Source organism: Pigmentiphaga sp. CHJ604 (assembly GCF_036972535.1).
In the GTDB taxonomy this organism is placed as follows: Bacteria; Pseudomonadota; Gammaproteobacteria; order Burkholderiales; family Burkholderiaceae_B; genus Pigmentiphaga; species Pigmentiphaga daeguensis.
The window spans coordinates 1,293,660-1,319,764 of the sequence record NZ_CP136998.1; the positions used below are offsets into that span (position 1 = coordinate 1,293,660).

Annotated in this window: 25 protein-coding genes; 10 read left to right on the forward strand and 15 right to left on the reverse strand. The window is 64.6% G+C overall.

The annotated features are described in order from the left end of the window. Positions 1-23 precede the first annotated feature (23 nt). A complete protein-coding gene (locus tag R4823_RS06290) occupies positions 24-1,349 on the reverse strand; it encodes an amidase (RefSeq protein WP_279816798.1) in 1,326 nt (441 codons plus the stop codon). Between the two features lie 124 nt (positions 1,350-1,473). On the opposite strand from R4823_RS06290, the gene R4823_RS06295 reads away from it, so the two are divergent. Together R4823_RS06295 and R4823_RS06300 are read left to right on the forward strand one after the other, a co-directional pair. Continuing rightward, a complete protein-coding gene (locus R4823_RS06295) occupies positions 1,474-2,604 on the forward strand; it encodes a 4-oxalomesaconate tautomerase (RefSeq protein ID WP_279816801.1) in 1,131 nt (376 codons plus the stop codon). Then, positions 2,601-3,572 carry a tripartite tricarboxylate transporter substrate binding protein gene (locus R4823_RS06300; protein WP_279816803.1) on the forward strand — a complete coding sequence of 324 codons (972 nt, stop codon included), beginning with the start codon at positions 2,601-2,603 and terminating at the stop codon, positions 3,570-3,572. The genes R4823_RS06295 and R4823_RS06300 overlap by 4 nt, the downstream gene beginning before the upstream one ends. Here the strand turns inward: R4823_RS06300 and R4823_RS06305 are convergent. From R4823_RS06305 to R4823_RS06335, 7 genes are all read right to left on the reverse strand, one after another. Beyond that, on the reverse strand, positions 3,569-4,462 hold the full coding sequence (locus R4823_RS06305) for a LysR family transcriptional regulator (protein WP_279816805.1): 894 nt from the start codon (positions 4,460-4,462) through the stop codon (positions 3,569-3,571). The genes R4823_RS06300 and R4823_RS06305 overlap by 4 nt on opposite strands. A 92-nt stretch (positions 4,463-4,554) precedes the next feature. Then, positions 4,555-5,487 (reverse strand): protein translocase subunit SecF, encoded by a 933-nt coding sequence (secF, locus tag R4823_RS06310; protein ID WP_087837036.1) that lies wholly within the window; start codon positions 5,485-5,487, stop codon positions 4,555-4,557. Between the two features lie 5 nt (positions 5,488-5,492). Beyond that, a complete protein-coding gene (secD, locus tag R4823_RS06315) occupies positions 5,493-7,364 on the reverse strand; it encodes a protein translocase subunit SecD (RefSeq protein ID WP_087837035.1) in 1,872 nt (623 codons plus the stop codon). A 146-nt stretch (positions 7,365-7,510) separates the two neighbouring features. Then, positions 7,511-7,858 carry a preprotein translocase subunit YajC gene (yajC, locus tag R4823_RS06320; RefSeq protein ID WP_087837034.1) on the reverse strand — a complete coding sequence of 116 codons (348 nt, stop codon included), beginning with the start codon at positions 7,856-7,858 and terminating at the stop codon, positions 7,511-7,513. 166 nt (positions 7,859-8,024) lie between these two features. Further along, positions 8,025-9,158, reverse strand: coding sequence for a tRNA guanosine(34) transglycosylase Tgt (tgt, locus tag R4823_RS06325; protein WP_087837033.1), 1,134 nt, complete (start codon positions 9,156-9,158; stop codon positions 8,025-8,027). After that, the gene (gene queA, locus R4823_RS06330; RefSeq protein WP_087837032.1) at positions 9,155-10,180 is read right to left on the reverse strand and encodes a tRNA preQ1(34) S-adenosylmethionine ribosyltransferase-isomerase QueA; all 1,026 of its coding nucleotides are present in this window, start codon (positions 10,178-10,180) and stop codon (positions 9,155-9,157) included. The genes tgt and queA overlap by 4 nt, the downstream gene beginning before the upstream one ends. 139 nt (positions 10,181-10,319) lie before the next feature. Next, the gene (locus tag R4823_RS06335; RefSeq protein WP_087837031.1) at positions 10,320-11,090 is read right to left on the reverse strand and encodes an enoyl-CoA hydratase-related protein; all 771 of its coding nucleotides are present in this window, start codon (positions 11,088-11,090) and stop codon (positions 10,320-10,322) included. 132 nt (positions 11,091-11,222) lie between these two features. Here R4823_RS06335 and R4823_RS06340 point away from each other — a divergent pair, with 132 nt between their 5' ends. Further along, on the forward strand, positions 11,223-12,047 hold the full coding sequence (locus tag R4823_RS06340) for an IclR family transcriptional regulator (RefSeq protein WP_243724407.1): 825 nt from the start codon (positions 11,223-11,225) through the stop codon (positions 12,045-12,047). A gap of 20 nt (positions 12,048-12,067) precedes the next feature. Here R4823_RS06340 and R4823_RS06345 read toward each other — a convergent pair whose 3' ends face one another. Genes R4823_RS06345 through R4823_RS06375 form a run of 7 tightly spaced genes read right to left on the reverse strand, consistent with a single transcriptional unit; the run spans position 12,068 to position 18,444 of the window. Then, positions 12,068-13,228 (reverse strand): CaiB/BaiF CoA-transferase family protein, encoded by a 1,161-nt coding sequence (locus R4823_RS06345; RefSeq protein WP_087837029.1) that lies wholly within the window; start codon positions 13,226-13,228, stop codon positions 12,068-12,070. After that, positions 13,225-13,674: a PaaI family thioesterase gene (locus tag R4823_RS06350; protein ID WP_087837028.1), complete on the reverse strand. Its 450-nt coding sequence runs from the start codon at positions 13,672-13,674 to the stop codon at positions 13,225-13,227. The genes R4823_RS06345 and R4823_RS06350 overlap by 4 nt, the downstream gene beginning before the upstream one ends. A gap of 28 nt (positions 13,675-13,702) precedes the next feature. Next, positions 13,703-14,665 carry a tripartite tricarboxylate transporter substrate binding protein gene (locus tag R4823_RS06355; RefSeq protein ID WP_087837027.1) on the reverse strand — a complete coding sequence of 321 codons (963 nt, stop codon included), beginning with the start codon at positions 14,663-14,665 and terminating at the stop codon, positions 13,703-13,705. A gap of 59 nt (positions 14,666-14,724) precedes the next feature. After that, positions 14,725-15,492, reverse strand: a complete 768-nt coding sequence (locus R4823_RS06360; RefSeq protein WP_087837026.1) for a glucose 1-dehydrogenase — start codon at positions 15,490-15,492, stop codon at positions 14,725-14,727. A 25-nt stretch (positions 15,493-15,517) separates the two neighbouring features. Continuing rightward, positions 15,518-16,000, reverse strand: coding sequence for a MaoC/PaaZ C-terminal domain-containing protein (locus R4823_RS06365; protein WP_087837025.1), 483 nt, complete (start codon positions 15,998-16,000; stop codon positions 15,518-15,520). Positions 16,001-16,037: 37 nt separating this feature from the next. Next, complete coding sequence (locus R4823_RS06370; RefSeq protein ID WP_087837024.1) at positions 16,038-17,183, reverse strand: acyl-CoA dehydrogenase family protein; 1,146 nt, start codon at positions 17,181-17,183, stop codon at positions 16,038-16,040. A 34-nt stretch (positions 17,184-17,217) separates the two neighbouring features. After that, positions 17,218-18,444, reverse strand: coding sequence for a CaiB/BaiF CoA-transferase family protein (locus R4823_RS06375; protein WP_087837023.1), 1,227 nt, complete (start codon positions 18,442-18,444; stop codon positions 17,218-17,220). Between the two features lie 174 nt (positions 18,445-18,618). Here R4823_RS06375 and R4823_RS06380 point away from each other — a divergent pair, with 174 nt between their 5' ends. The 7 genes from R4823_RS06380 to R4823_RS06410 all read left to right on the forward strand — a co-directional run bounded on the left by R4823_RS06380 (position 18,619) and on the right by R4823_RS06410 (position 26,071). Then, positions 18,619-19,413, forward strand: a complete 795-nt coding sequence (locus R4823_RS06380) for an enoyl-CoA hydratase-related protein (protein ID WP_087837022.1) — start codon at positions 18,619-18,621, stop codon at positions 19,411-19,413. A 219-nt stretch (positions 19,414-19,632) separates the two neighbouring features. After that, a complete protein-coding gene (locus tag R4823_RS06385) occupies positions 19,633-20,796 on the forward strand; it encodes an acyl-CoA dehydrogenase family protein (protein WP_243724408.1) in 1,164 nt (387 codons plus the stop codon). 11 nt (positions 20,797-20,807) lie between these two features. Continuing rightward, on the forward strand, positions 20,808-21,884 hold the full coding sequence (locus R4823_RS06390; RefSeq protein ID WP_087837020.1) for an acyl-CoA dehydrogenase family protein: 1,077 nt from the start codon (positions 20,808-20,810) through the stop codon (positions 21,882-21,884). A 23-nt stretch (positions 21,885-21,907) separates the two neighbouring features. Then, positions 21,908-23,122: a CoA transferase gene (locus tag R4823_RS06395; protein WP_087837019.1), complete on the forward strand. Its 1,215-nt coding sequence runs from the start codon at positions 21,908-21,910 to the stop codon at positions 23,120-23,122. Next, complete coding sequence (locus R4823_RS06400; RefSeq protein ID WP_087837018.1) at positions 23,119-23,904, forward strand: enoyl-CoA hydratase-related protein; 786 nt, start codon at positions 23,119-23,121, stop codon at positions 23,902-23,904. The genes R4823_RS06395 and R4823_RS06400 overlap by 4 nt, the downstream gene beginning before the upstream one ends. Beyond that, entirely contained in the window at positions 23,904-24,938 is a 1,035-nt protein-coding gene (locus R4823_RS06405; protein WP_243724409.1) for an NADPH:quinone oxidoreductase family protein, read from the forward strand. The genes R4823_RS06400 and R4823_RS06405 overlap by 1 nt, the downstream gene beginning before the upstream one ends. Beyond that, positions 24,935-26,071, forward strand: coding sequence for an NADH:flavin oxidoreductase/NADH oxidase (locus tag R4823_RS06410; protein ID WP_087837017.1), 1,137 nt, complete (start codon positions 24,935-24,937; stop codon positions 26,069-26,071). Before R4823_RS06405 ends, R4823_RS06410 begins: the two co-directional genes overlap by 4 nt. Positions 26,072-26,105: the final 34 nt, after the last annotated feature.

The following is a 26,105-nucleotide window of genomic DNA, read 5'->3' on the forward strand; positions in this document are numbered from 1 at the left end:
CCACCGAGGAAGCGGGAGAATGGTTATTGTGCCATCGGTGCCTGGCCGCGCGGTACCGGTCCGCGCCGGTCTATCACGGGGTGGATGGCCTCGGCGCGCCGCAGCAGCGCCTCATCTTCCCCGGGGCTGCCCACGAGTTGCACGCCCACCGGCAGGCCGCGCGCGGACCAGGCCGTCGGCAGGTGGATAGCGGGCCAGCCGAGCACCGACCAGATCCGGTTGAAGGTCGATTCGCCGGTATGGTGCAGGCCCGCCGGTGCAGCGCCCGCCGCGCTGGGAGTCAGGATGAGGTCCACGTCCCGCATGTGGGCGGCAAGCGTGGCGCGCGCGTTCCGCACCCGGTCCCGGGCCTCCTGGTAGTGACTGGCCGTGATGGCCTGTCCCGCCTCGATCGCCGCCAGCATGACGGCGCTCAACTCGTGGCGACGCGCGTTGAGGATGGGCAGCAGCGAGCGGGCCAGCTCGTGCAGCATGATGCGGCGGTGGCATTCGGCCAGCGCGGGCAGGAGGCCGGGCAGGGGCGCCTCGACGACGGCGCAGCCCGCCTCGCGCATCGCGGCGGACGCATCGTCCAGCGCCTGCCGCGCTTCAGGAGCCAGCGGCCCCAGTTCCGTGGCGTCCAGCATCCAGATGCGCAGCCGGTGCCCGGGAGCAAGGGGTGCGAGGTCCCGCCAGGGAAGCAGGACGCTCGCGGCCAGGATGGCGTCCGCCACGGAACGTGTGAACCAGCCCAGGCAATCCAGGCTGCCGGCCACCGGAGCGACGCCGGCCGTGGGGACCGCGTTCAGCGAGGTCTTGATGCCAACCACGCCGCAGTAGGCGGCCGGTCGTATGACCGAGCCGCCCGTCTGCGTGCCCAGCGCCAGGGGCACCATGCCAGCGGCGACCGCGGCCGCCGAGCCGCTGGACGACCCGCCGGGCGTGTGGCCGGGCGCATGAGGATTGCGCGTCGGACCCGGATGCGAGAAGGCCAACTCGGCGGTGACGGTCTTGCCGACCGGTACCGCGCCCGCCGCGCGCAGCAGCTCGACGCAGGCCGCATGGCGGGACGCGGGGGCGGCCGCGCCGGGCAGACCGAGCCCGGTCGGCATGCCCGCCACGTCGATGATGTCCTTCACGCCCACGGGGACGCCCAGCAGGCTCGGGCGCGGATCGGTGAACGCCGGGCCGTCGCGGTAGGCGCGCTCGACCTCGCGCGGCTGGAACCAGCTCCAGGCCTCCAGGGCCGGTTCCAGCCGCGCGTGCTGCTCGATCACGCCGCGGGCGACGTCGGCCGGCAGCAGGAGGTTGTCACGCAGGCGGGCGGCGATCTCGCCCGCCGATAGTCGGGAATAGTCCAGGTGTCGCATGGCCGCCAGTATGCGGCGGGACGGTGTCCGCAGAGACCTGAATTTTTTTCGCGCCCCCCGCGCCGATTCGTCGTTTGCCCGCTCGGGCCGGACGGCCCAGACTTGCCCCGCAAGGAGGAAAGCCATGCAGACATTTTCCGATCAACTGGGGCTGCGCTGCGTACTGATGCGCGGCGGTACGTCCAAAGGGCCGTTTTTCCTGGCGGAGGACCTGCCGCCGGCCGGCGCGCGGCGCGACGCCGCGCTGCTCAGGCTGATGGGGGCCCTGGAGCCGAGGCGGATAGACGGCATAGGCGGCATCGATTCGCTTACCAACAAGGTCGCGATCATCTCGCGCAGCGCCCGGCCGGGCGTGGACGTGGACTATCTGTTCGCCCAGATCTGCGTCCACAAGAACACCATCGATTATTCGGTGAACTGCGGCAACATGCTGGCCGCGGTCGGCCCGTTCGCCATCGACGAAGGCCTGGTGAAGGCCGCCGCGGGGGCCTCCACCGACGTGGCCATCTTCAATGTCAACACGGGCAAGCGCATCGTCGCCACCGTGCGAACCCGGGCCGGCCGCGCCGTCTATGCGGGCGAGGCGGCCATCGACGGCGTGGCTGGCACCGCCGCGCCGGTGTGGCTGCGCTTCTGCGACGTGGCCGGCGCCAAGACCGGCAAGCTGCTGCCCACCGGCCAGGCCGTCGAGACCATGGAAGGCGTGCGCGTCAGCTGCGTGGACGCGGCCGTGCCCATGGCCATCGTCGAGGCCGCCGAGCTGGGGATGACGGGCTACGAGACTGCCGACGAGATCAATGCCCGCGACGATCTGCTGGCTCGTGTCGAGCGCGTGCGTTGCGCGGCCGGCCGAGCCATGGGGCTGGGCGACGTGTCGCGGCTGGAGATGCCCAAGCTGGTGACCGTGGCGCGGCCCGTGGGGGGCGGTACGATCAATGCCCGGTACTTCATGCCCTACACCTGCCATACCTCGTTCGCCGTGACCGGCGCGGTGTGCCTGGCGGCGGCCGTGCAGGTGCCGGGGTCCGTCGCCGCGCGGATCGCCGATCGGGCCGAGGCGGGCGAGGTCGCCATCGAGCACCCCGCGGGTACGCTGCGCGTGGGGATCGACGCGAGCCAGGGCGCCGCCGGCATCGAGATCCGATCGGCCAGCCTGCTTCGCACCGCCCGGCGCCTGTACGCCGGCACCGTCTATTTTCCGGAGGCGACGCTGGAAGCGTCCGCCGCCGAGTCTGCAAGGGAAGTGCTCGCATGAAACCGTTCCGTGTTCTCCTGACCGCCTGCCTCGCGTTCGCCGGGCCACACGCCGCGCAGGCGGCCGATGCCTACCCGGCCGGACCCATCCGGCTGGTGGTGCCATTTCCCGCTGGCGGCGGCACCGACATCCTGGCGCGCGAACTCGCGCGCGAGCTGGATCAGCAATGGCACCAGCCGGTCGTCGTCGAGAACCGCCCCGGCGCGGGCGGCGCCATCGGTGCCGCCGCTGTGGCCACGGCCAAGCCCGACGGCTACACCATGCTGATGACGACGGCGGGCGTGTCGGCCATCAACCCCAGCCTGTACAAATCCCTGCCCTACGATCCCGAGAAGCAGTTCACGCCGGTCAGCCGCGTGGCCTCGACCGTGTTCGGCGTGCTGGTGCATCCTTCGCTGGGGGTGAACTCCATCGGCGAGCTGATCGCGCTGGCCAGGAGCAAGCCGGGCATGCTGACCTTCGGGTCGGCGGGCAACGGCGCGGCGGGCCACCTGCCCGGGGAGCTGTTCAAGTCCATGGCAGGGATCGACATCCGCCACGTTCCCTACCGTGGTACCAGCCCGGCGCTGAACGACCTGCTGGGCGGCCAGATCTCCATGATGTTCGCCATCCTGGGGCCGGCCACGCCCTACATCAAGTCGGGCCGGGTCAAGCTGCTGGCGACCACCGGCGCCGCGCGCGCCGCAAGCTTTCCCGATGTTCCCACGGTGACCGAGGCCGGGCTGCCCGGCTACGTGGCCGACGAGTGGTGGGGCGTCGCCGCGCCCCGGGCCACGCCGGCCGACGTGGTGCGCAAGTGGAACGTGGCGATGCGGGCCTACGTGGCCAGGCCGGCCGTGCGGCAGAAGCTGATCGAGAATGGCTACGAGCCCGCGTCCGACACCGTGGAAGCCTTCTCGGCCCTGATCGCCTCTGACAAGGTCAAGTGGGGCAAGGTGGTGCGCGACGCTTCGGTCAGCGTGGACTAGGCGGCCTGCGACAGCAGGGCGCCCAGCAGGCGCGACACGGCGGGCGTGGGGACCACGCCCGGGTCCACCACCAGGCGCAGTTCGAAGCTGGCCCAGTCGTCGGCCAGCGGCACCTGCCGGATCTTGGCCGGCACGTGCCAGTCGGCGGGCGCGGCGGGCACCACGGCCACGCCCAGGCCCGCGCTGACCAGCGAGAACACCGCGGGGAAGCTGGTCACCTGGGTGGAGACGGCGGGCGGGTACCGCGTGCCCTGGCCGTCCTGGCCCGAGAACTGCGCCAGCGCGCTGTCAGCCGCCCGCGCGATGTGCGGGAACCGCAGCGTTTCCTCGTAGAAGACGGCGTCTCGTGCGGCCAGTTCATGGCCGGCGGGTACCGCCAGGACCAGCGGCGTGCGCGTATACGGCAGACTTTGCAGGTGGCCCGCCTGGGCGCCGGCATGGGCGATGCCCAGGTCCACCGACCCGTTGGCCACCGCCTCCAGCACCGCCGCGCTCGTGGCTTCCCGCACCGAGATGCGTATGCCGGGATATTCCACCGCGAAACGGGCCATCAGGTCCGCCAGCCCCGCGCACATGCCCGAGGTGTTGGAGGCGATCCTGACCGTGCCCGAGGTGCCGTCGGTGAACCCCGCCAGGTCCTGCTGCAACCCCTGCAATTCCTCCAGCACCCGTTCGGTACGCCGCGCCACCGCCTGGCCGGCGGCGGTCAGGCGCGCGCCTTCCGGCCGCCGGGTCAGGAGGGCGATGCCCAACTGGGATTCCAGTTCCAGGATGCGCTTGCTGGCGGCCGATGCCGTCAGGTGGATGGTCTCGGCCGCGCGCGCCACGCTGCCGGTTTCGTCGACCTTGCGCAGCAGCTGCAGGGTCAGGAGATCGAATCGCGGATTCATGGAAGTGCTCCGTCGGGTCGAATGGCCTGATGAAAACAAAAACGCCCGGCGGAGCCGGGCGCTTCGGGACGTCGTCCGGAACGATGCGGGCGTCAGCCCACGACTTCGCCGGTGTCCTTCTTGGCCGGCTTGACCAGGTCCTCGCGCTTGACGCCCAGCCACATGGCGATGGCCGCCGCCACGAACACGGACGAGTAGATGCCGAACCAGATGCCGATGGTCAGTGCCAGCGCGAAATAGTGCAGCGACGGACCGCCGAAGATCAGCATCGCGATCACCATCATTTGCGTCGAGCCGTGGGTAATGATCGTGCGCGAGATGGTGGCCGTGATGGCGCTGTCGATCACGTCCCGCACCGAGGCCTTGCGCTGCTTGCGGAAGTTCTCCCGGATCCGGTCCATGATGACCACGGACTCGTTCACCGAGTAGCCCAGCACCGCCAGCACCGCCGCCAGCACCGGCAGCGAGAACTCCCACTGGAAGAAGGCGAAGAAGCCCAGGATGATGACCACGTCGTGCAGGTTGGCCACCACGCCCGCCACGGCGAATTTCCACTCGAAGCGGAACGCCAGGTAGATCATGATGCCGACCACCACGAACAGCAGCGCCAGCAGGCCGTCGTGGGCCAGTTCCTTGCCGATCTGCGGGCCCACGTATTCCACGCGGCGCAGCTCGACGCCGGGGTCGGTGGCCTTCAGGGCCTCGATGACCTCGTTGCTCTGCTGGGTCGAGGTCTTGCCCTCGATGTTGGGCAGCCGGATCATCACGTCGCGCGAGGTGCCGAAGTTCTGCACCTGGAAGTCGTTGTAGCCCTTCTGCGAGATGGTGCCGCGTACCTTGTCCAGTTCCACCGCCTGCGGGTAGGCCACTTCCATGACCGTGCCGCCGGTGAACTCGATGGACAGGTGGAAGCCCTTGGTGGCGATGAAGAACACCGCCGCCAGGAACGTGACCAGACTGATGAGGTTCAGCACCAGCGCATGGCGCATGAACGGGATGGTCTTGTGGATGCGGAAGAATTCCATGTTGCTCAGACCTCTTTGGGTTTCCAGACCTGGCCAATCGACAGCTTGGCGAGTTTCTTGCGGCGGCCGTACCAGAGGTTGGCGAGCGCGCGGGCGCCGACCACGGCGGAGAACATCGAGGTCAGGATCCCGATGGTATGGACGATGGCGAAGCCCCGTACCGGGCCCGAACCGAAGGCCAGCAGCGCCACCGCCGCGATCAGCGTGGTGACGTTGGAGTCCAGGATGGTGCCCCAGGCCCGCTCGAAGCCGAGGTGGATGGCCTGCTGCGGCGCGGCGCCGTTACGCAGTTCCTCGCGTATCCGTTCGTTGATGAGCACGTTGGCGTCGATCGCCATGCCCAGCGTGAGCGCGATGGCCGCGATGCCCGGCAGGGTCAGCGTGGCCTGCAGCATGGACAGCAGCGCGATCAGCAGCAGCAGGTTGACCGCCAGCGCGATCACCGAGAACACGCCGAAGAGCCCGTAGTACAGGATGATGAAGATGGCGATCGCGGCGAAGCCGTAGACCACCGAGTGGAAGCCCTTCTGGATGTTGTCGGCGCCCAGGCTGGGGCCGATGGTGCGTTCCTCGATGATGTCCATGGGCGCGGCCAGCGAGCCGGCGCGCAGCAGCAGGGCCGTGTCGTTGGCCTCGACCGTGGTCATGCTGCCGGAGATCTGCACGCGGCCGCCGCTGATCTCGGTGCGGATCACGGGCGCGGTCACGACCTCGCCCTTGCCCTTCTCGAACAGCAAGATGGCCATGCGCTTGCCCACGTTGTCGCGGGTCACGTCGCGGAAGATGCGGGCGCCCTTGGCGTCCAGCGTCAGGTGCACGGCGGGCTGCTGGGTCTGGCCGTCGAAGCCGGCCTGGGCATCCTGCAGGTTCTCGCCGGTCAGCACGACCTGGCGGCGCACCAGCACCGGCCGGCCGTCGCGGTCGGTGTAGCGTTCCAGCCCGAAGGGCACGGTGCCGCTGGCCAGCGCGCTGGTGGCTTCCGGCGAGTCGTCCACCATGCGCACTTCCAGCGTGGCGGTGCGGCCCAGGATGTCCTTGGCCTTGGCCACGTCCTGCACGCCCGGCAACTGGACCACGATGCGGTCGGCGCCTTGCTGCTGGATGACCGGCTCGGCCACGCCCAGTTCGTTGATACGGTTGTGCAGCGTCGTGATGTTCTGGCGCAGCGCGTTGTCCTGCGCGGTCTTGATGGCCTGCGGCGTCAGGGCGCCGATCAGCTTGAAGTCGCCGCCGGCGTCCTGGTCGGTCAGCTGCAGGTCGGGCAGGCCGTTGCGCAGCACGTCGCGCGCGGCGTCGCGGGTGGCGGCGTCGCGGAACTTGATTTCGATGCTCTGGCCGACGCGGTCGATGCCGTTGTGGCGGATGTTCTTGTCACGCAGCAGCGAGCGCACGTCGCCGGTCATGGCGTCGTAGCGCTTGGTCAGCGCGCCCTTCATGTCCACCTGCAGCAGGAAGTGCACGCCGCCGCGCAGGTCCAGGCCCAGGTACATGGGCAGCGCGTGCAGTGCGCGCAGCCAGGCGGGCGAGGCCGACAGCAGGTTCAGCGCGACCACGTAGCTGGGGTCGGACGAATCGGGATTCAGCGACTTCTCGAGCAGGTCGCGCGCGCGCAGCTGCTGGTCCGGCGTGTTCAGGCGCACCCGCACCGTGCCCACGGGGCCGTTCTGCTCGAAGTACAGGCCGGTGTTGGAGATGCCCGCGGCCTGCAGGGTCTGGTCCACGCGCTCCATCATGGAGTTGTCGACCTTGACGGTCGCCTTGGCGCTGGAGACCTGGACGGCGGGGGACTCGCCGAAGAAGTTCGGCAGGGTGTAGATGAAGCCGATCACGACCACCACGGCGATCATGATGTACTTCCAGAGAGGATAGCGATTCATCGGTAATCAAACCTCGGAAGGCTGGCGCATCGGCGCCGGTGCCCGCAGCGGGCCAGGCCGCAGAACGCGAAAAAGGGGCGGCGCCCGGCGCCAGCCCCCGGCAGTGCATCGATGCCGCGCGAGCGGCATGGACGCGAGCGCCCGGCTTACAGAGCCTTGATGGTGCCCTTGGGCAGGACGGTCTGGACCGCGGTCTTCTGGACCAGGACTTCCACCGCCTTGTCGCCTTCGCGCGAGACTTCCAGCGAGACGTAGGTGTCGTTGACCTGGACGACCTTGCCCAGGATGCCGCCGGCGGTGACGACTTCGTCGCCCTTGGCCAGGGCGGCAACCATGTTCTTGTGCTCCTTCTGGCGCTTCATCTGAGGCCGGATCATCAGGAAATAGAGGATCACGAACATCAGGACGATGGGCAGCATCCCCATCAGGGCGCCTTCGCCTCCGGCCGCAGGAGCTTGCGCCAGGACATTGGCGAGCGCGTTGGATGTCAGCATTTCTTCTCCAGAATCAATGACTTGCGTCGAAAATAACTCAAAATTGTAGCCCAGCCCGCCCAGGGCGGAACCCGGCCTCTTCTAGGGATAACCCCGGCCGGATCCGCCGTGCTGACCAGTGGCCGCGAGCTCCTGGTTGGCCACGACGGGGCCGGGAGGTGGAATTCTAGACGCCACGGGCCCGGTTGGCGGCGAATTCCGCCCGCCAGGACGCGAAAACGCCGCCGGCGATGGCATCGCGCATTTCCTGCATCAGCTGCAGGTAATAGTGGAGGTTGTGGATGGTATTGAGCCGCGCCCCCAGGATCTCGTTCGACCTGAACAAATGGTGCAGGTACGAGCGGGAAAAGTTCTGACACGTATAGCAGCCGCAGGTTTCATCCAGCGGACGGGTGTCGTCGCGATAGCGCGCGTTGCGGATCTTGACGTCGCCGTAGCGGGTGAACAGCCAGCCGTTGCGGGCGTTGCGCGTGGGCATCACGCAGTCGAACATGTCCACGCCGGCGGCCACGCCGTCCACCAGGTCCTCGGGCGTTCCCACGCCCATCAGGTAGCGCGGGGCGTCCTGCGGCAGCCGGGGCGCCACGTGGGCCAGGATGCGCAGCATGTCTTCCTTGGGCTCGCCCACCGACAGGCCGCCGATGGCATAGCCATGGAAGCCGATGTCCTTGAGGCCCGCCAGCGATTCGTCGCGCAGGGTCTCGTACATCCCGCCCTGGACGATGCCGAACAGCGCGTTGGGGTTCTCCAGCGCGTCGAATTCATTGCGCGAGCGGCGCGCCCAGCGCAGCGACATCCGCATCGAGGTGGCCGCCTCGTCCACGGTGGCCGGCCGGCCGTCGATGGCGTAGGGCGTGCACTCGTCGAACACCATCGCGATGTCCGAATTCAGGCTGCGCTGGATGCGCATCGATTCCTCGGGCGTCAGCATCAGCCGCGCGCCGTCGATGGGAGAGGCGAAGCGCACCCCTTCCTCGGTGATCTTGCGCAGGCCCTCCAGGCTGAACACCTGGAAGCCGCCCGAGTCCGTCAGGATGGGCTTGTGCCACTGCATGAAGCCGTGCAGGCCCCCGTGGGCATCGATGATCTGCGTGCCCGGCCGCAGCCAGAGGTGGAAGGTGTTGCCCAGCACGATCTGCGCGCCGACCTCGTCCAGCTCGTAGGGCGCCATGGCCTTGACCGTGCCATAGGTGCCCACCGGCATGAAGATGGGCGTCTCGACCACGCCGTGGTTCAGCGTCACGCGCCCGCGGCGGGCCTGGCCCTCGGTGGCCAGGAGTTCGAATTTGAGTCCGTTCATCGTTCTATAAACATCGCGTCGCCGTAGCTGAAGAAGCGGTAGCGCTGGGCCACGGCATGGGCATAGGCGCGGCGGATGGGGTCCATGCCCGCGAACGCCGAGATCAGCATCATCAGCGTCGACTTGGGCAGGTGGAAATTGGTGATCAACGCGTCCACCACCCGGAACTCGAAGCCGGGCGTGATGAACAGGCGCGTGTCGCCGCGCGTCTCGCGCAGCGGCCAGTGGGTGGCGGCGGCCGACTCCAGGGCCCGCACGCTGGTCGTGCCCACGGCGACCACCCGGCCGCCCGCGGCGCGGGCCTGCGCGATGGCGTCCACGGTGGCCTGGGGTAGCGTATAGAGTTCGCTGTGCATCACGTGTTCGGACAGATTGTCCACCCGCACCGGCAGGAAGGTGCCGGCGCCCACGTGCAGCGTCACGAAGGCGGTGCGCACGCCCTGGGCGCGCAGTGTCGCCAGCAGGGCATCGTCGAAGTGCAGCCCCGCCGTGGGGGCGGCCACCGCGCCGGGTTCGCGGGCGTACACCGTCTGATAGCGGGCGTCGTCGCCGGTGTCCGGCGTGTGCGTGATGTAGGGGGGTAGCGGCGTCTGGCCGTGCTCGGCCAGCAGTTCCAGCACCGGGCCGGGGAAGCGCAGGTCGAACAGGTCGCCCTCGCGGCCCAGCATGGTCACGTCGAAGGCGCCCGCCAGGCGGATCGTCGCGCCGGCCTTGGGCGACTTGCTGGCGCGCAGGTGCACCAGCGCGCGGTCGGGTTCGGTGATGCGTTCGACCAGCACTTCCACCTTGCCGCCGCTGCTTTTTTCCCCGAAGAGGCGCGCCTTGATCACCCGGGTGTCATTGAAGACCAGGAGATCGTTCGGGCGCAGCAGGCCGGGCAGGTCGGCAAACCGGCGGTCGTGCAGCCCGCCTTGCGCATCCAGGTGGAGGAGGCGGCTGGCGGTGCGGTCGGCGGCGGGGGTCTGGGCGATCAACTCGGGCGGAAGTTCGTAGTCGAAATCGTCGAGAGTGAGATCTGGCACGGGTAAGACAGGGTTGGGAAAGCGCACGGCAACCCACCATCATAGCCTGGAATCGGCGCCTGTCCGGACGGCCGCCAGGCCGGCGGGCAGTGGGGAACCGGCGATAGGCGACGCTTGCCCCCGGCCCTTCCCCGCCAACTCATTCATCCTTGAAGCAAGCCTTGCGCTTTTCGATGAACGCCAGCATGCCTTCCTTGGCATCGCCGGTTTGAAGCGCGAGCGTCAGCAAATCGCCTTCGATCCTGAGCGCATCGTCCAGGCCGCGCTCCGCCCCTCTCGCGACCGCTTCCCGGGCGAGGGCGGAGGCGGCAAGGCTGAAGCCCGTGAACGAAGCCAGGAAATCCACGCCCGCTTCGATCGGGTCGCTGCCTTCCGACAGCCGGTCAACCAACCCCATGCGATAGGCTTCGTCGGCATCGACCGTCCGTCCGGAAAGAATCAGATCGAGCGCGCGCGATTCGCCGACGAGGCGCGGGAGTCGCTGCGTGCCGCCGTATCCGGGTATGAGGCCGAGTTTGATCTCCGGCAAGCCCATCCGTGCTTGCTTCATCGCGACCCGGAACGTGCACGCCAGGGCGATCTCGAGTCCGCCCCCGAAGGCAAAGCCGTTGATCACGGCGACAGAGGGGATGGGGAGCGTGCCGACGCTGCTGATGATGGCTTGCGCTTCCGCAATGGCCTTCCTGCTTGCAGAAGCAGAGCGTTCCATCATTTCCTTGATGTCGGCGCCAGCGCAGAAAGCCTTGCCGCCGGAGCCGGTGATGAGCAATCCGCGCGCCGCGGATTGCCGGATCTGCCCGATGACATCCCTCAAATCGGACAGCAGTTCAAGGCTTAACGCGTTGAGGGCCTCCGGGCGGTTCAACGTTGCGATCGCAATCGCTCCACGATACTCAAGGGTAACCAGCATGTGCGTCTCCAAAGCGAAAAAAGGGACTTTCAATGTTCACGGCAAGGCGGAAGAAGGGGGTGTGGGCGACTTAAACGCGTTAAACTGAGATCGCTCTGCATATCCGCATCTTCTCTGGATTCGACACGGGACATGACGCAGTTGACGAATACTGGAAAAAATCCAAAGCGTGAAGATGTGATGCCTGGCGAGGCAGGATCGTCGGGGCCCCGGTCCCTGATGCGTCTGTTGAACATATTCCACTCCCTGGCCAAATCCGGCGATAGCATGTCGCTTGCCGAGTTGAGCGCCGCGTTGGTCTCTCCCAAGAGCAGCCTGCTTTCTCTCCTGAGGCCATTGGTGCAAAGTGGCTTCTTGACGCAAGCCACGGGCCGTTACAGCCTGGGGCCGAAGGCGTTCCAGCTTTCGCTCGACATACTTTCTGTCCGTACCTTCTCCAAACTGATACGCACGTTTCTGCTGGAGCTTGCCGAGAGGAGCGGCGAAAGTGTCTACCTCGCCACCATCGACCGCACGGTCGGTCTGTGCAACTACGTGGAAATGATCGAGAGCCAGGAAGCCGTTCGCTATGCCGTCCCCGCGGGTACCTCCCGGCCCCTGTTCGTGTCTGCCGCCGGCCGCGCCCTGCTGGCTTTCCAGCCGCCGGAATGGCGTGACCGGTACATCAAGTCGACCAAGATGGTCGGTCCGGTGACCAAGGCCGCTATCGACAAGGCCTGGCTCAGGGACGAGCTCGAGCGGATCCAAAGCACAGGTATCGCCATCAGTCTCGGGGAAGCGGTTTCTGGCGCTTCCGGTATTGCCGCGCCCATTGTTTCCAACGATGGCACGGCGACGCATGCGTTGATGATTGCCGGCCCTACCGAGCGTTTCCAGAAGGCTCTTCCTGATTTGAAGAGGCTGATGCTGGAGGTCGCACCGCGAGCCTCCGACGTACTGCGCGACGTTCGCAATTGAGGCAGCAGGCCCGGCGTCGATCATCCTTTCAGCAATTCCTCTCTTGATCGCGCCTTTTCGGCGCCCAGCCACTCTGCAAGAACTGCCCTGCCTGTCTCTTTGGTCGGTTTCGCCGGCGGAACGGGAAGCCCGTTGCCGGTACGAGAGAATCGCGGCGCCGCCGCCGGCTGGGTGATTCCGTCCACCGTCACGAAGGTCCGGCGAGCCTTGAGGTGGGGGTGCTCCGGCGCCTCGCTGGCGCTCAGGACCGGCGCGAAGCAAGCGTCCGTACCTTCCAGCAGCCTGCACCAATAGTCGCGATCCTGGCTTTTGAATCTGGCCTTCAAGGCGGCCGCCGCCCGTCGACGATAATCGGGAGCCTCCCGGCGGCCGAGCGTCGTTGCATCGATCTCCAGACGCTCGAGAAGATCTTGATAGAACTTGTCTTCGATCGGCGCGACCGACACCCAGCATCCGTCGGCACATTCATACACGTCGTAGTAGGGGGCGCCGGAATCGAGGATGTTCTCTCCCCGGGGACCGAGCATGCCCGCTTCATGCATGCCGAAAACGGAGGTTGCCAGGGCGGCCGTGCCATCGACAATCGCGGCATCGACGATTTGTCCTTGTCCGGAATTGCGTGCCTCGAGGATGGCAGCAAGAATTCCCAACGCCAGATAGAGTCCGCCGCCCGCATAGTCTCCCACCAGATTGAGCGGCGGCGTGGGCGGTTGCTTTTCGCGCCCGATCCAGCTCAATACGCCGGTCAGAGCGATGTAGTTCAGATCATGTCCGGCTGCTCGAGCCAGGGGACCGTCTTGCCCCCAGCCCGTCATCCGGCCGTATACGAGGCGTGGATTGCGGGCAAGACAGATCTCCGGCCCCAATCCCAGCCGCTCCATCGTGCCGGGACGAAAGCCTTCGATCAGGGCATCCGCTGTTTCAAGCAGTTCCAGCACCAGCTCCTTGCTCGCCGGATCCTTCAAGTCGAGTGCGATGCTTTGGCGATTGCGCAAGAGCAGGTTGTATTCGAGCGGTCGCTCGATGCCCAGGCCAGGCGGGACCGGCCGATCTATCCTCAGTACCGTCGAGCCCATGTCGGCGAGGGTCATGGCTGCCATCGGCGACGGGCCTATGCCCGCAAATTCGACAATCCTGATTCCCTTCAAGGGGCCGCTGGCAATACCGGTCGTCGTTGTCATTGCTGTCCGGCGCCGGTCGTCTTGGCTACCGCCCGAGGGGGGCCGCTGTCGAAATAGAGTCCTCGACCGCTGGCGATCGGGCGGCCTTGGTCATCGGCAATGCGCGTTTCCGCAGTGATCAATTGCTTCCCCATGTGAACGACCTGCGCACTGGCGCGCAAGACCCCGGAGCTGGCGGCCCGGTGATAGTCCACGCTAAGGTCGATGGTCGGGACCGGATAGCCAAGGCGTGCTGCAATGGCGTAGTCGCCGGCCGTATCGATGAGCGATGCCAGGACACCGCCGTGTATCGAGTTGCGTTCCGGACTGGATACGAGGTCGAGACGCCAGGGAACCTCCAGCATGAGCCCATCGGGGCCCAGATGGGCAACTTTGACGCCGATCCATCGATTGAAGGGTGACCGGTCCACGATCGCCTGCATTTGTTCCAGGGTGTCGATAGCCATTGCATGCTTCCTCTTCGATCTTGCAGGGCTAGTCGATGCGTGCGTTGTTGGATTTGATGATCCTGTCCCATCGCTCATGTTCGTCAGCGATGAACCTGCCATATTGGACTGGCGTGCCGTGCTTCGGTTCGGCTCCCTGTTCTGCAAGGCGAACCAGTAGATCCTTGTCGTTCAGGGCCGTTTGAATGGCCGCGTTGAGCTTGGCGACGATTTCGGGTTTGGTGCCCGCCGGGGCCACGATGCCTGACCAGGCGCCAAGTTCCAACGGCTTGCCGACAACCTCGGAGAGGGTGGGGACATCCGGCAGCCCGCTCATGCGCTTTTCCGTGCCCACTGCCAGGGCGATCAGGCGCTTGTCTTTGATGAATGGGATCACTCCCGCGGAGGTGCCCGCATAGAAATCCACCTGTCCGCTTGCGACGTCGGTGACGGCGGGGGCTTCGCCCTTGTAGGGAACGTGAGTTGCGGACCCCCCGATCGCTTGTAGCAGGAGCAGTGCGGAGAGGTGGGTGATGTTGCCGTTCCCGGCGGACGCGTAGTTCAACCTTCCCGGATTCGCCTTGATGGCGGCGATGAGGTCCGACGCGCTTTTGTACGGGCTCTTCGGTGATGCCACCAGGATGATCGGGAGGCTGGCCGTGAGAGCAACGGGCTGAAAATCCTTGTAGCTGTACGGAAGCTTCGTGTACAGCGAAGGACTCAGGATCAGGGCGGACGTGTTGTAGAGGAGCGTGTAGCCGTCAGCCCTGGATTTCGCGACCTGGTCGCTGCCGATATTGCCGTTGGCGCCGGTCACGTTGTCGACGAAGACCTGTCCTCCCATGGCATCGCCCATTTTCTGGGCAATGCCGCGGGCAATGACATCGGTCCCTCCGCCGGCGGCAAATCCAAGGACCAGGCGGATCGGGCGCGACGGATAGGTTTCTTCGGCGTGGGCGGCGTTGGACGCCATGAGGAGGAGAAGGGGAACCGTCTTGAGAATCGTCTTCATGCCGTTTGTCTCGCATTCATTGGGAACCGGTGCTGCCAGGTGAAAGGGGGCGGACGGCGCTAGCCCGCCATCGTCAGCCCACCCGAGACCGAAATCACCTGACCCGTAATGAAGGACGCATCGTCCGAGGCCAGGAAGCAGACGGCACCGACTACATCTTCCGGCTGGCCCAGGCGGCCAAACGGAATCGCTTTTTCCAGCGCACCGCGCAGCTTGTCTCCGCTTTCGCCTTCCCCGGCAAAATCCTTGAACAGTGCGGTGTCGGTCGGCCCCGGGCAGACAACGTTGACGTTGATCTTCTTGCGCGCGGTCTCGCGGGCGATGGTCTTGGTGAAGGCGATGATGCCGCCCTTGCATGCCGAGTAGACGGATTCTCCCGAGGAGCCGACCCGGCCGGCATCGGAGGCAATGTTCACGATGCGTCCATGACCGCGTTCGAGCATACCTTTGAGCACCGCATGATGGAGATTCAGCGGGCCGACGAGATTGATGGAGATCAGCTTCTGCCAAAGGGCCGGCGTGGTGTTGACGAAGCGGTCCGCGTGATCCCAGCCGGCGTTGTTCACGAGCACGTCGACGGGGCCGAGCGTGGCCTCGATCCTGGCGACCGCTTCATTGACGGCATCGTGATCGGTGATATCGACCGCGCAGCCGATGGCTGTTCCTCCGTTCGTCTTGATCCCTTCCACGACTTCGTCGGCACTGGCCGCGTTGAGATCGAAGATGGCGACTTTGCTGCCTTCGGCGGCGAATCTTGCAGAAAGCGCCGCGCCGATGCCGCCGGCTCCGCCGGTAATGATGACGACTTTGTCCTTGAGTCCTCGCATGGCTTTCTCCATTGCAAAAAAGTTGCTATCTCGCTGCGTCTCGGCACTTCAGCATCCGCAGCGGGGTGTAGGTCAAGGCGACCGTGCCGTCCTGCTTGACGACCTTGTTGCGGGTACGGACCAGTGCACGGCCCGGCCGGCTATTCGAACGGCGGGATTCGATGACCTCGCACTCCACATGCAAGGTGTCGCCGGCAAACACTGGCGAATGGACGGTAAGCTCCATGTTGATGAACGCGTAGCCCGTCTTCTGCATCGTCGATTGGGCGAGCAGGCCTTCGGCCATGCCGTAGATGAACGCCCCCGGGGCAATACGGCCCTTGATGTCCGACTCGTTCCTGACGAACTCCATATCGGTGAACAGCACCTCCGTCATGTGAATGACGTTGATGAATGCGCAGATATCGGCGTCCTGGACGGTGCGGCCGAGCGTCTTGAATTTCCTCCCGAGCGGTAGATCCTCGAAGTACAGGCCAAGACCGACGGTGGGGATGTCTTCTTCACTCATGGTTTTACCTTTACTGTTGGCGGTGCCTGGCGTCCGTCTATCGGCGGGAAGGACGGCCAAGCAACCCGTTGGCGACGATGTTGCGTTGGATTTGATTGGTGCCTTCGATGATCTGAAGAACTTTCGCGTCCCGGAAGTATCGGTTGATCGGGTACTCCGACGAGACGCCGGCGGCGCCGAACATCTGCACCGCGTCGGTTGCCACACGCATCGCGGTGTCCGTGGCAAAGCACTTGGCCATGGCGGCGACCGGCGCCAGCGCGGCAGCGGGTTCGCAGGCATCCACCATCGATGCGGCGCGGTAGACCAGGTTGCGCGCGGCCTCGGTCTGGATCGCCATGTCCGCCAGCATCCATCGGATGCCTTGGAATTCCGAAATGGACTGGCCGAAGGCATTGCGGTTGGTGATGAACTCGATGGCGTGGTCGATGGCGCCCTGGGCCAGTCCGACACCGCGAGCGCCGATCAGCGGACGGCTGGCATTGAAGGCTTCCATGACGGCGCGGAAGCCGCCTCCGAGCAGGTTTTCGTCGGGGACGAATACGTTGTCGAGGAAGAGCGGGCAGGAGGGAACGCCGCGTGCGCCGATCTTGTCTTCTTTCTTTCCGACCGTGAATCCCTCGGCGTTTTTCTCGATGATGAACAGGCTGATTCCGTCCTTGTCGCCATCGTTGTACTTGGCCGCCACCAGGACGAAATCCGCGATGTCGGAGTTCGTGCACCAGATCTTGGCGCCATTGATCCTGTAGCCGCCCTCCACCTTTACGGCGCGGCAGCGGATGCTGCCGACATCGGACCCGCTCTGCGCCTCGGTGGTGGAAAACGCGCCGCGGATCTCTCCGGCAGCCAGGCCGGGCAGCAAGCGCTGTTTCTGGGCCTCGGTGCCGCCAGCGAGGATTGCTCCAAAAGGCACCCACTGGACGAGAAGGAGGTAGGCGGTGTTGTAGCAGACACGTCCCAGTTCCTCGATGGCAACGCATGCGGACAGCATGCTGTTGGCGCCGCCATAGACCTCGGGAAAAGGCAAGGTGAACAGTCCCAGATCCTTGAGCAGGGCAAACATGTCGTGAGGGTATTCGGCAGTCCGGTCGATTTCCTGCGCGCGTGGAGCGACGCGCTCCCTGGCGACGCGGCGGATGAGATCCTGGACCTGGCGTTGATCCTCTTGAAGTTCGTAGGTCATTTGTGCGGGTTCCTTGGGCGCTTTGCGCCCCGCTTCATTCAATCGTGCCCTTCTTGCGCAGTGCTTCCAGGTCGCTGGCGGCGAGGTCCAGGATCTCGCCAAGAATTTCGTCGGTGTGCTGGCCGCGCTGTGGCGGCGCATACCGGTATTCGATCTGCGTTCCCGAAAGCCGGATCGGGTTGCGCACGGTGCTCACCATGCCTCCCGCTACGTGCGGCATGTCCACTCTCATCTGGCGATGGACCACCTGGGGATGTTGGAATACCTTGTCGTAAGTGTTGATCGCACCGGTCGGGACATCGCAGTTTTCGAGACGCTTGAGCCATTCCTCGGTGGTATGTTCTGAAAAAGTCTTTTCAAGCTGCTGGACCAGCGCCGCCCGGTTTTCATTGCGGCCCGACATGATCTGGAATCGAGGATCCCGCGCCAGGTCGTCGCGTCCCAGGATCGAGCAGATCGCCTGGTATTGGGCATCGTTGCCGCAAGCCACGATCAGGTGGCCGTCGGCAGTCTTGAAGATCTGGTAAGGCGTGAGGTTGGGGTGGGCGTTCCCCCAGCGTCGGGGAATCTTGCCGCTGGTGAAGTAGCTGACGATCTGGTTCGAGCCGAAATGCACGATCGTGTCGAGAAGCGCGATGTCTATATGCTGTCCACGACCTGTTTCGTGGCGACTCTCTATCGCGGAAAGAATGCCGATCGCGGCGTTCAATCCCGTGAGCACGTCCGCCACCGCGATCGAGGTTTTCATCGGGCCGCCTCCGGGCTTGTCATCGGCTTCGCCGGTGATGCTCATGAGTCCCCCTTCGCCCTGGAAGACGAAGTCGTAGCCAGGACGCGACGCGTAGGGGCCGGTCTGTCCATAGCCCGTGACCGAACAGTAGATCAGCCTGGGATTGACCTCGCGCAGGTCTTCATACGACAGGCCGTAGCGCTTGAGGTCTCCGACCTTGTAGTTCTCCACCAGGATGTCCGACTTCGCCGCCAGGGTGCGAACCAGCGCCTGGCCTTCTTTCGTGCTGAGATCGACCGCAATCGAACGTTTGTTTCGGTTGGTGGACGTGAAGTACGCAGAGTCCTCCGTATTGTCGCCCTGGCCGTCTTTGGTCCACGGCGGGCCCCAATGACGCGTGTCGTCGCCTGCAACGGGGCGTTCCACCTTGATGACGTCGGCACCCAGATCGGCAAGCATCTGGGTGCACCAGGGGCCGGCCAGGACGCGCGTCAGGTCGAGGATGCGGAGATGTGAGAGAGGTCCAGCCATGTCTATCTGCGATGTGAGTAGGGCTTTGTTCCGAGGGGCGGCCGCACTGTCCGGGGCGGGGGACTATTCCTGATTCGTTCTTATATATGAACGATGTTCGTAAATATACACTGACGAAAGGTTCTATGCCATGATTCGTTGAATATTTTTTGCCACGACAACCGAGGAGCAGACATGGGCGAGTACAGCGACATCATTTACCGTCAGGACGACGGCGTTGCGACGATCACGATCAACCGTCCCGGGAAATACAACGCCTTTCGAGGCAAGACCTGCGACGAGATGATCGACGCTTTCAACCGCGCCGGGTGGGACAGGTCGGTCGGCGTGATCGTCCTGACGGGGACGGGAGACAAGGCGTTTTGCACTGGCGGCGACCAGTCGGCGCACGATGGCGGATATGACGGCCGAGGCATGATCGGGCTTCCTGTCGAGGAACTGCAGGGGTTGATCCGCGAAGTGCCCAAGCCCGTGATCGCAAGAGTCAACGGTTATGCGATCGGCGGCGGCAACGTGCTGGTCACGTGTTGTGATCTGGCCATTGCGTCAGAGACCGCAATCTTCGGCCAGGTCGGCCCCAAGGTCGGCTCGGTGGATCCAGGGTTCGGCACTGCGCTCCTTGGCCGAGTCGTCGGCGAGAAGCGTGCGCGCGAGATCTGGTTTCTATGCCGTCGCTACCAGGCGGCGCAGGCTTTGGAAATGGGGTTGGTGAACGCGGTCGTGCCGGCGGATCAACTGGATGCCGAGGTGAAGCGTTGGTGTGACGAGATCCTGGCCTTGAGCCCGACGGCGATTTCCATCGCGAAGCGCTCGTTCAATGCTGACTCCGATTCGATTCGCGGTATCGGGGGACTCGGCATGCAGGCGCTCAGCCTTTATTACGGTACGGAAGAGTCGCATGAGGGTGTGCGGGCGTTCCTGGAAAAGAGGAAACCCGAGTTCCGGAAATATTACGAAGGCAAGGAATAAGTTCCGCCTTGTCGGGCGGGCATGCCGTCGCCTCCGTCCTCTCATCCAGGAATCTCCGCCGGTGGCCTGGTTTCTGTTGACAGGGTGCTCGTTAGATTTAATAATATGAACAACGTTCATAAATATGAACGAATGAACGCCTGGCAAGCTTTCCAGAAGAATTTTTTCGGAGACATTTCGGCGGAGCCGTACCCCCGGCAACGCCGATGTACGAAACACGTGAAACTCACTAACTTCATTCCGCCAATCGCAGAGCTGGCGCCGAAGCTGGCCGCCCTGCGCCGACAGGCCCGCGACTTTCTCGCGGACGAGCATGCATCGGGCGGCTATACCCGTACAGCTGCCGGATGGGATCGCTACGATCCCGCGTTCAGCCGCAAAGTCGCCGCCAAAGGCTGGATCGGGATGACGTGGCCAAGGCAATATGGTGGCCAGGAGTCCTCCTACCTGGAACGCTATGTGGTGGCCGAGGAGTTGCTCGCCGCCGGTGCGCCGGTGCGCGCGCATTGGCTGGCCGATCGCCAGATAGGACCGCTGCTACTTGCCGTGGGGACCGAGAAGCAGAAAAGCGAAATCCTGCCCCTGATCGCCAAGGGAGAGTGCTACATCTGTGTCGGATTGAGCGAGCCGGATTCGGGTTCCGACCTGTCTTCCATCCGGACCAAAGCGACCAAGGTCGATGGCGGGTGGCTGGTCGAAGGCACCAAGGTCTGGACCAGTTATGCGCATATGGCACACAAGATGAATCTGTTTGCACGAACGAGCGCGCGAACCGAGGCGGATCGGCACGCGGGTGTCACACAGTTCATGGTGGACTTGAAGACCGAAGGCATCACTATTCGCCCGATCTACAACCTCGCGGATGACCACGATTTCAACGAAGTCATCTTTGACCGGGTCTTCCTGCCGGAGGATGCCGTGATCGGCAAAGTAGACGGCGCATGGAGCCAGGTCACCGGCGAACTTGCCCATGAGCGCAGCGGCTCCGAGCGATGGATGAACGCCTACGGTCTTCTCGTTGCATTGGTGGATCACATCGGGAAGGGTGCGACCGAATACGATGCCGAGCAAGTGGGACGTCTCGTTGCCCACCTCTCCACACTGCACCAGATGTCTTTTTCCATCGCGGGGCTCCTGGAGCGGGGCGAATCGCCCATGGTGGAAGCGGCCCTGGTCAAGGACCTGGGCACTCATCTGGACCAGGAGATTCCCGCCGTGGCGCGCCGCGTCGTCCCCGAGTGGGCGAGGGCCAGCCTGGATCCGGCCGACGGTTTCCACGACATGCTCGCCAGGGCCATCCTCTATGCCCCGTCGCACACGATACGCGGGGGTACTGCGGAAATTCTCCGCGGGATCATCGCACGTGGGCTTGGACTTCGCTGAGACGGCACCCGATGACTACCGAACGCGAACTGTTATTGGACCCCGCAAGACGTCTTTTCGGGGATTACTGCACCCGCCAGGCCATCGAAACGGCAGAACGAGGAGGGTGGCCAGAAGCTGTCTGGACGGCTCTCGAAGATTCCGGACTGACTCTTGCGGCCACGGCGGAAGCGCGCGGCGGACCGGGGTGCGACCTGGCCGATGCATTCTCCTTGTTGAAAGTCGCCGGCGCCTATTCCCTGCATGCCCCCTTGGCTGAAACGCTGCTGGCCGAGATGCTGCTGTCGGCGGCTGGCCTGCCGCCCGTGGAGGGGCCGGCCACGATTGCGTCCACGCCAGCGGGAGCACAGGTGCAATTGCACAGGGTGAATCGGCAGTGGCGACTCAGCGGGGTGGCGCACCGCGTTCCCTGGGCGCGGCATGCCTCTTCTGTCGTCCTTACCGCGATGCATGAGCAAAAGCCGGCGACCGTCGTGGTCAGAAAGCCGGCCGTCCGGCACCAGGCGGAGAATTTTGCCAACGAGCCGCGCGATACCGTGGATTTCGGCGATGCCATCGTTGACGAAGGCGATGTGGCGATCGAGCGCGGGATGTCGCCCGGCGAAGTCCACGCGTTTGGCGCGCTGGCGCGGGCATGTGCCATTTCCGGCGCTCTTGAGACCATTCTTGATAGTTCGGTTACTTATGCCCAAGAGCGGATCCAGTTTGGCAAACCCATTGCGAAATTCCAGGCTATCCAACAGCAGGCGGCCGTTCTTGCAGGTGAAGTGGCAGCCGCCTCTGCGGCTGTGCAAGCCGCCGTCGAGGGCCTGACCGAACAGGCCTCTCCGTTCGCCATTGCGGTCGCCAAGGTCCGGGCTTCCGAAGCCGCCGGCATCGTCAGCGCCATCGCCCACGAAATTCACGGGGCCATGGGATTCACCAAGGAGCACGCGCTGCACCTGTCGACCCGGCGCGTCTGGTCCTGGCGCGAGGAATTCGGAGACGAGCGCGAATGGGCCGAGTGGATTGGACGGCATGTCGCGACGCTGGGCGGCGAGGCGCTTTGGAGCGTGATCGCCCCCATTCCCGCGCCGTTTTCCAAATAGGAATTTTCGGAGCCGAAGTCCTCATGTCAGCAGCTACGCAACCCACTCTTCATCCCGGTCCCTTTGCGGGGGTGAGAGTTCTTGATTTCACAAACATGATGTCGGGGCCGTATTGCACCCGTCTGCTTGCGGACCTGGGTGCAGAAGTCATCAAGGTCGAGCCACCGGAAGGCGATCACAATCGCTCGAGGCGTCCTGTCCGCAATGGCTACAGCAGCTTCTTCGGGCAGTTGAACGCCGGCAAGAAATGCGTCGTGCTCAATCTCAAGAGCGCTGCGGGCGTTGCCGCCGCCAAAGCCCTGGCGCAGAAGTGCGACATCGTGGTGGAGAATTGGCGGCCGGGTGTTGCCGACCGTCTTGGCGTCGGCTACAAGGCGCTTTCCGAGGGGCGATCCGATCTGATCTATTGTTCCATTTCGGGTTTTGGCCAGACCGGCCCCAAATCATTGCGCCCGGCCTATGCTCCCATGGTGCATGCGGCCTCCGGCTTCGATCATGCGCAAATGGGTTACCAGAAGGCGGATCAGCCGGCCAACACCGCCACCTTTACCGGCGATTTGTTCGGCGGGATATCCGCCTTCAGCGCCGTCCAGGCTGCGTACATCCAGCGTCTGCGCACGGGCAGGGGCCAATACCTGGACGTTTCGCTATTCGACGGTATGCTGAACATCCTGGTCTATGAAGTTCAGGAAGCGCAAGCGCCCACCAACGAGAAGGTGCGTGTCTACCAACCTCTCAAGACCATCGACGGCCATATCGTGCTGGCTCCCACCAGCCAAAAGAACTTCGAGCTCCTGGCCCGGTCCGTGGGCCATCCGGAGTGGATCGAAGATCCGCGGTTCTCCCGTACGCGCGCCAGGGAGGCGCACTGGGGCGAACTGATGGATCTGATCGGAGAATGGACGAAGGTCCGCACCGGCCTTGAATGCGAGGACCACCTTCTGGCCGACGGCGTGCCGTGCAGCCGCTATATGACCGTCGCGGAGGCGATCGCCGATCCCCAGGTCGTCTACCGGGGTTCCATGACGAAAGTGGTGGATCCGGCGGGCAGCTACCTGATCCCCAATGCCCCGTTCGCCATGCCCGGTACGGATGCGGCGCCGAAGCCGCACATCCCGCAGCTGGGCGAGCACGGCCAGGAAATCCTGGGCGGACTGCTGGGATATGCGCCCGCGCAAATCAAACAATGCGCGGCACGCGCAAGTACCCGACCTACTGCGGAAGAGACCGAGTCATGAGCGAAGACAACCTGATCTTGTTCGAGGTCGATACGGACGGCATTGCCGTGCTGACCCTGAATCGTCCAGAAAAGTACAACGCCTTCACCAAGGCAATGATCATCCGGTGGAACGCGATCCTCGAAGAGGCGGCCGAAGACCCGGCGGTGAAGGCGATCATCCTGACCGGCGCCGGGAAGGCGTTTTGCACCGGCGGCGACGTCAATGCCCAGAAAGAGCGCGCGAACAACGATGCGCTCGAACGCAAGGATTTTCTTTTTCGCCACGTGCACAAGATTGCCTTCGCGCTTGAACGAATGGACAAGCCTGTTATTGCCGCGGTCAATGGCACCGCGCGCGGTGCAGGCATGGATATGGCGCTGATGTGCGATCTGCGCATCATGGCGCAGACGGCAACCATGGCCGAGAGCTACATCAACGTCGGGCTGATCGCGGGGGACGGGGGCACCTGGTACTTGCCGCGCCTGATCGGAACCGCCCGGGCGCTGGAGTTGTGCTGGACCGGCCGTGTCATCGATGCGGCCGAGGCCGAGCGCATCGGCCTGGTCAATCGCGTCGTCCCGGAAGGCGAGGCATTGAACGCCGCCAAAGAACTTGCGCGGACCATCGCGGCGCAGCCCTTCGAGGCGGTGCGTGCCTACAAACGCTCCATCTACCAGGGCATGACGATGACGCTCGCATCGCATCTGGACATGGTGTCGTCCCATACCTCCATCCTGCGCGAGACGCCCGACCACCGCGAGCGTGTGGCGGCATTTCTGGACCGCAAGAAGAAGGCCTGATGATGCGTGCCCTTGTCTGTACGGCCTTTGGAGAGCATGGCTCCGGCGAACGCGGGTCTTATTCGCCTGCGTCCCTGGCGGTGAGTGATGTCGAGACACCCGTGCCGCAGGCGGGCGAGGTGCTTGTCCAGGTGCACGCCGCGTCCGCCAATTTTCCGGATCTCTTGATGCTGGACAATCTGTACCAGCATCGTCCCGCCCTGCCGTTCATTCCAGGCTATGAATTTTCCGGCGTGGTCGAAAAGATCGGGCCCGGCGTGACGGGTATCGAACCCGGCGATGCCGGTGTCGCCATTACGCGCTCGGGGGGCTTTGCCGAGTCGGCCGTGGTTGCCGCCGATCGATTCTGGAAGCTTCCCGCGGGCATGGACATGCGGCATGCCGCTGCATTCCCGTTGGCCTATGGCACCAGCTACCACGCGCTCAAAGACCGTGCGCAGCTTGCCCGAGGGGACATTCTGCTCGTTCTTGGCGCCGCCGGCGGCGTGGGCATCGCCGGCGTCCAACTTGGAAAGATGCTGGGGGCCACGGTCATTGCCTGCGCGTCATCGGACGACAAGCTGAAACGGTGCACCGAGTGCGGCGCCGACTACACCATCAACTACGAGAAAGACGACCTGCGTAGCGCGATCAAGGCGATTGTTGGCGAACGTGGTGTCGATGTCGTGCTCGACCCGGTCGGGGGCAGGTATACGGAGGCAGCCTTCAGGAGTCTGGGCTGGAACGGAAGGCATCTGGTGGTGGGTTTCACGGCCGGGGAGATTCCGCGCCTGCCACTGAATCTTCCCCTGCTGAAAGGCGCTTCCGTGATCGGCGTGTCATGGGACACGTATTCCAGGAAATTCCCGGAAGGCGGGGCCCGGAACATCCGGGAACTGGCCGAAGCCATCGCCGGCGGAAAGCTGCTTCCCGCCATTGCTTCCGAGTATCCGCTGGAGAAGGCGAAAGAGGCCTTGGAAGATGTTCGCGAGCGCCGAGTGATAGGAAAGGCGCTGGTCATTTGTCGATCGGATATGAAACTCTTGCCCCAATGAAAATCCCTCTGCTGTTTACCCCGTTGACCCTTCGTGACGTCACGATTCCGAATCGCGTGATGGTGTCCCCCATGGCCCAGTACAGCGCGGTGGACGGCTTCATCACGGACTGGCATTTCGCCCATTTCGCCAAGTTCGCCATGGGCGGTGCGGGGCTGGTCTTCGTGGAGGCGACCAAAGTCGAGCGTCGGGGCCTGGGCACCGTCGGTGACATGGGCTTGTGGAAGGACGAGCAGATAGCGCCGCTCAAGCGCCTCACGCAGTTCATCCGTGCGCAGGGGTCGGTTCCCGCGATCCAGGTCAATCATGCGGGGCGCAAGGCGGGGACGCTCAAGCCGTGGGACGGATTCGGTCCGCTCGATCGTTCGATGCCAGTTGAAGGCGAGGAGCACTGGGAGGTGATCGGCCCCAGTGCGACAAGCTACCTGGAAGGATGGCCCATCCCCCGTCCCATGTCCAAGAGCGACATAGCCGATGTGGTCGATGCATGGGTCGCCACGGCGCAGCGTGCCGAGAAGGCCGGATTCGACATTCTCGAGGTTCATGGCGCGCATGGCTACCTGATCCATCAATTCCTGTCCCCGGCCTCCAACCATCGAACGGATGAATACGGCGGCAGTCTGGAAAACCGGATGCGATTCGCCCTGGAAATTTCGCGGGCGGTGCGCAAGGCCTGGCCGGAAGGCAAACCGCTGTTCTTCCGTGTTTCTTCGGTCGACGAGGGCGGCTGGACGATCGAGGACTCCATCGTACTGGCCAGGGAACTGAAGAAGTGCGGCGTGGATCTCGTCGACTGCTCGGCGAGCGGCATTGCGATCCGCTCTCCGACTGCTTCGCGCAATGTCGCCAATCGCGGATTTCAAGTGCCGTATGCCGAAGCGATACGACGGGACGCGGGCATCGCTACTGCCGCGGTGGGCCTGATCATCGATGGGCCGCAGGCGGACGAGATTCTTCGACGGCAGCAGGCCGATCTGATCGCAATCGGCCGCGAAATGCTCTATGACCCGTTCTGGGCCGCCCACGCAGCCCATGCCCTGGGCTACGACGCCGAGTTTTCGTTGATGCCCAAGCAGTATGGGTGGTGGTTGAATCGCCGAACCAAATCCGGTTTCACAAAAGACGCCAAATGAGCCATCTCTGTGCCCTGAGCAAGCGTCATACAAC

Excerpts from the sequence above, each read along its gene's own strand:
- R4823_RS06290 (WP_279816798.1), bottom strand. The coding sequence starts at position 1,349 with ATGCGACACCTGGACTATTCCCGACTATCGGCGGGCGAGATCGCCGCC.
- R4823_RS06295 (WP_279816801.1), top strand. The coding sequence starts at position 1,474 with ATGCAGACATTTTCCGATCAACTGGGGCTGCGCTGCGTACTGATGCGC.
- R4823_RS06300 (WP_279816803.1), top strand. The coding sequence starts at position 2,601 with ATGAAACCGTTCCGTGTTCTCCTGACCGCCTGCCTCGCGTTCGCCGGG.
- R4823_RS06305 (WP_279816805.1), bottom strand. The coding sequence starts at position 4,462 with ATGAATCCGCGATTCGATCTCCTGACCCTGCAGCTGCTGCGCAAGGTC.
- secF (WP_087837036.1), bottom strand. The coding sequence starts at position 5,487 with ATGGAATTCTTCCGCATCCACAAGACCATCCCGTTCATGCGCCATGCG.
- secD (WP_087837035.1), bottom strand. The coding sequence starts at position 7,364 with ATGAATCGCTATCCTCTCTGGAAGTACATCATGATCGCCGTGGTGGTC.
- yajC (WP_087837034.1), bottom strand. The coding sequence starts at position 7,858 with ATGCTGACATCCAACGCGCTCGCCAATGTCCTGGCGCAAGCTCCTGCG.
- tgt (WP_087837033.1), bottom strand. The coding sequence starts at position 9,158 with ATGAACGGACTCAAATTCGAACTCCTGGCCACCGAGGGCCAGGCCCGC.
- R4823_RS06335 (WP_087837031.1), bottom strand. The coding sequence starts at position 11,090 with ATGCTGGTTACCCTTGAGTATCGTGGAGCGATTGCGATCGCAACGTTG.
- R4823_RS06340 (WP_243724407.1), top strand. The coding sequence starts at position 11,223 with ATGACGCAGTTGACGAATACTGGAAAAAATCCAAAGCGTGAAGATGTG.
- R4823_RS06345 (WP_087837029.1), bottom strand. The coding sequence starts at position 13,228 with ATGACAACGACGACCGGTATTGCCAGCGGCCCCTTGAAGGGAATCAGG.
- R4823_RS06350 (WP_087837028.1), bottom strand. The coding sequence starts at position 13,674 with ATGGCTATCGACACCCTGGAACAAATGCAGGCGATCGTGGACCGGTCA.
- R4823_RS06355 (WP_087837027.1), bottom strand. The coding sequence starts at position 14,665 with ATGAAGACGATTCTCAAGACGGTTCCCCTTCTCCTCCTCATGGCGTCC.
- R4823_RS06360 (WP_087837026.1), bottom strand. The coding sequence starts at position 15,492 with ATGCGAGGACTCAAGGACAAAGTCGTCATCATTACCGGCGGAGCCGGC.
- R4823_RS06365 (WP_087837025.1), bottom strand. The coding sequence starts at position 16,000 with ATGAGTGAAGAAGACATCCCCACCGTCGGTCTTGGCCTGTACTTCGAG.
- R4823_RS06370 (WP_087837024.1), bottom strand. The coding sequence starts at position 17,183 with ATGACCTACGAACTTCAAGAGGATCAACGCCAGGTCCAGGATCTCATC.
- R4823_RS06375 (WP_087837023.1), bottom strand. The coding sequence starts at position 18,444 with ATGGCTGGACCTCTCTCACATCTCCGCATCCTCGACCTGACGCGCGTC.
- R4823_RS06380 (WP_087837022.1), top strand. The coding sequence starts at position 18,619 with ATGGGCGAGTACAGCGACATCATTTACCGTCAGGACGACGGCGTTGCG.
- R4823_RS06390 (WP_087837020.1), top strand. The coding sequence starts at position 20,808 with ATGACTACCGAACGCGAACTGTTATTGGACCCCGCAAGACGTCTTTTC.
- R4823_RS06395 (WP_087837019.1), top strand. The coding sequence starts at position 21,908 with ATGTCAGCAGCTACGCAACCCACTCTTCATCCCGGTCCCTTTGCGGGG.
- R4823_RS06400 (WP_087837018.1), top strand. The coding sequence starts at position 23,119 with ATGAGCGAAGACAACCTGATCTTGTTCGAGGTCGATACGGACGGCATT.
- R4823_RS06405 (WP_243724409.1), top strand. The coding sequence starts at position 23,904 with ATGATGCGTGCCCTTGTCTGTACGGCCTTTGGAGAGCATGGCTCCGGC.
- R4823_RS06410 (WP_087837017.1), top strand. The coding sequence starts at position 24,935 with ATGAAAATCCCTCTGCTGTTTACCCCGTTGACCCTTCGTGACGTCACG.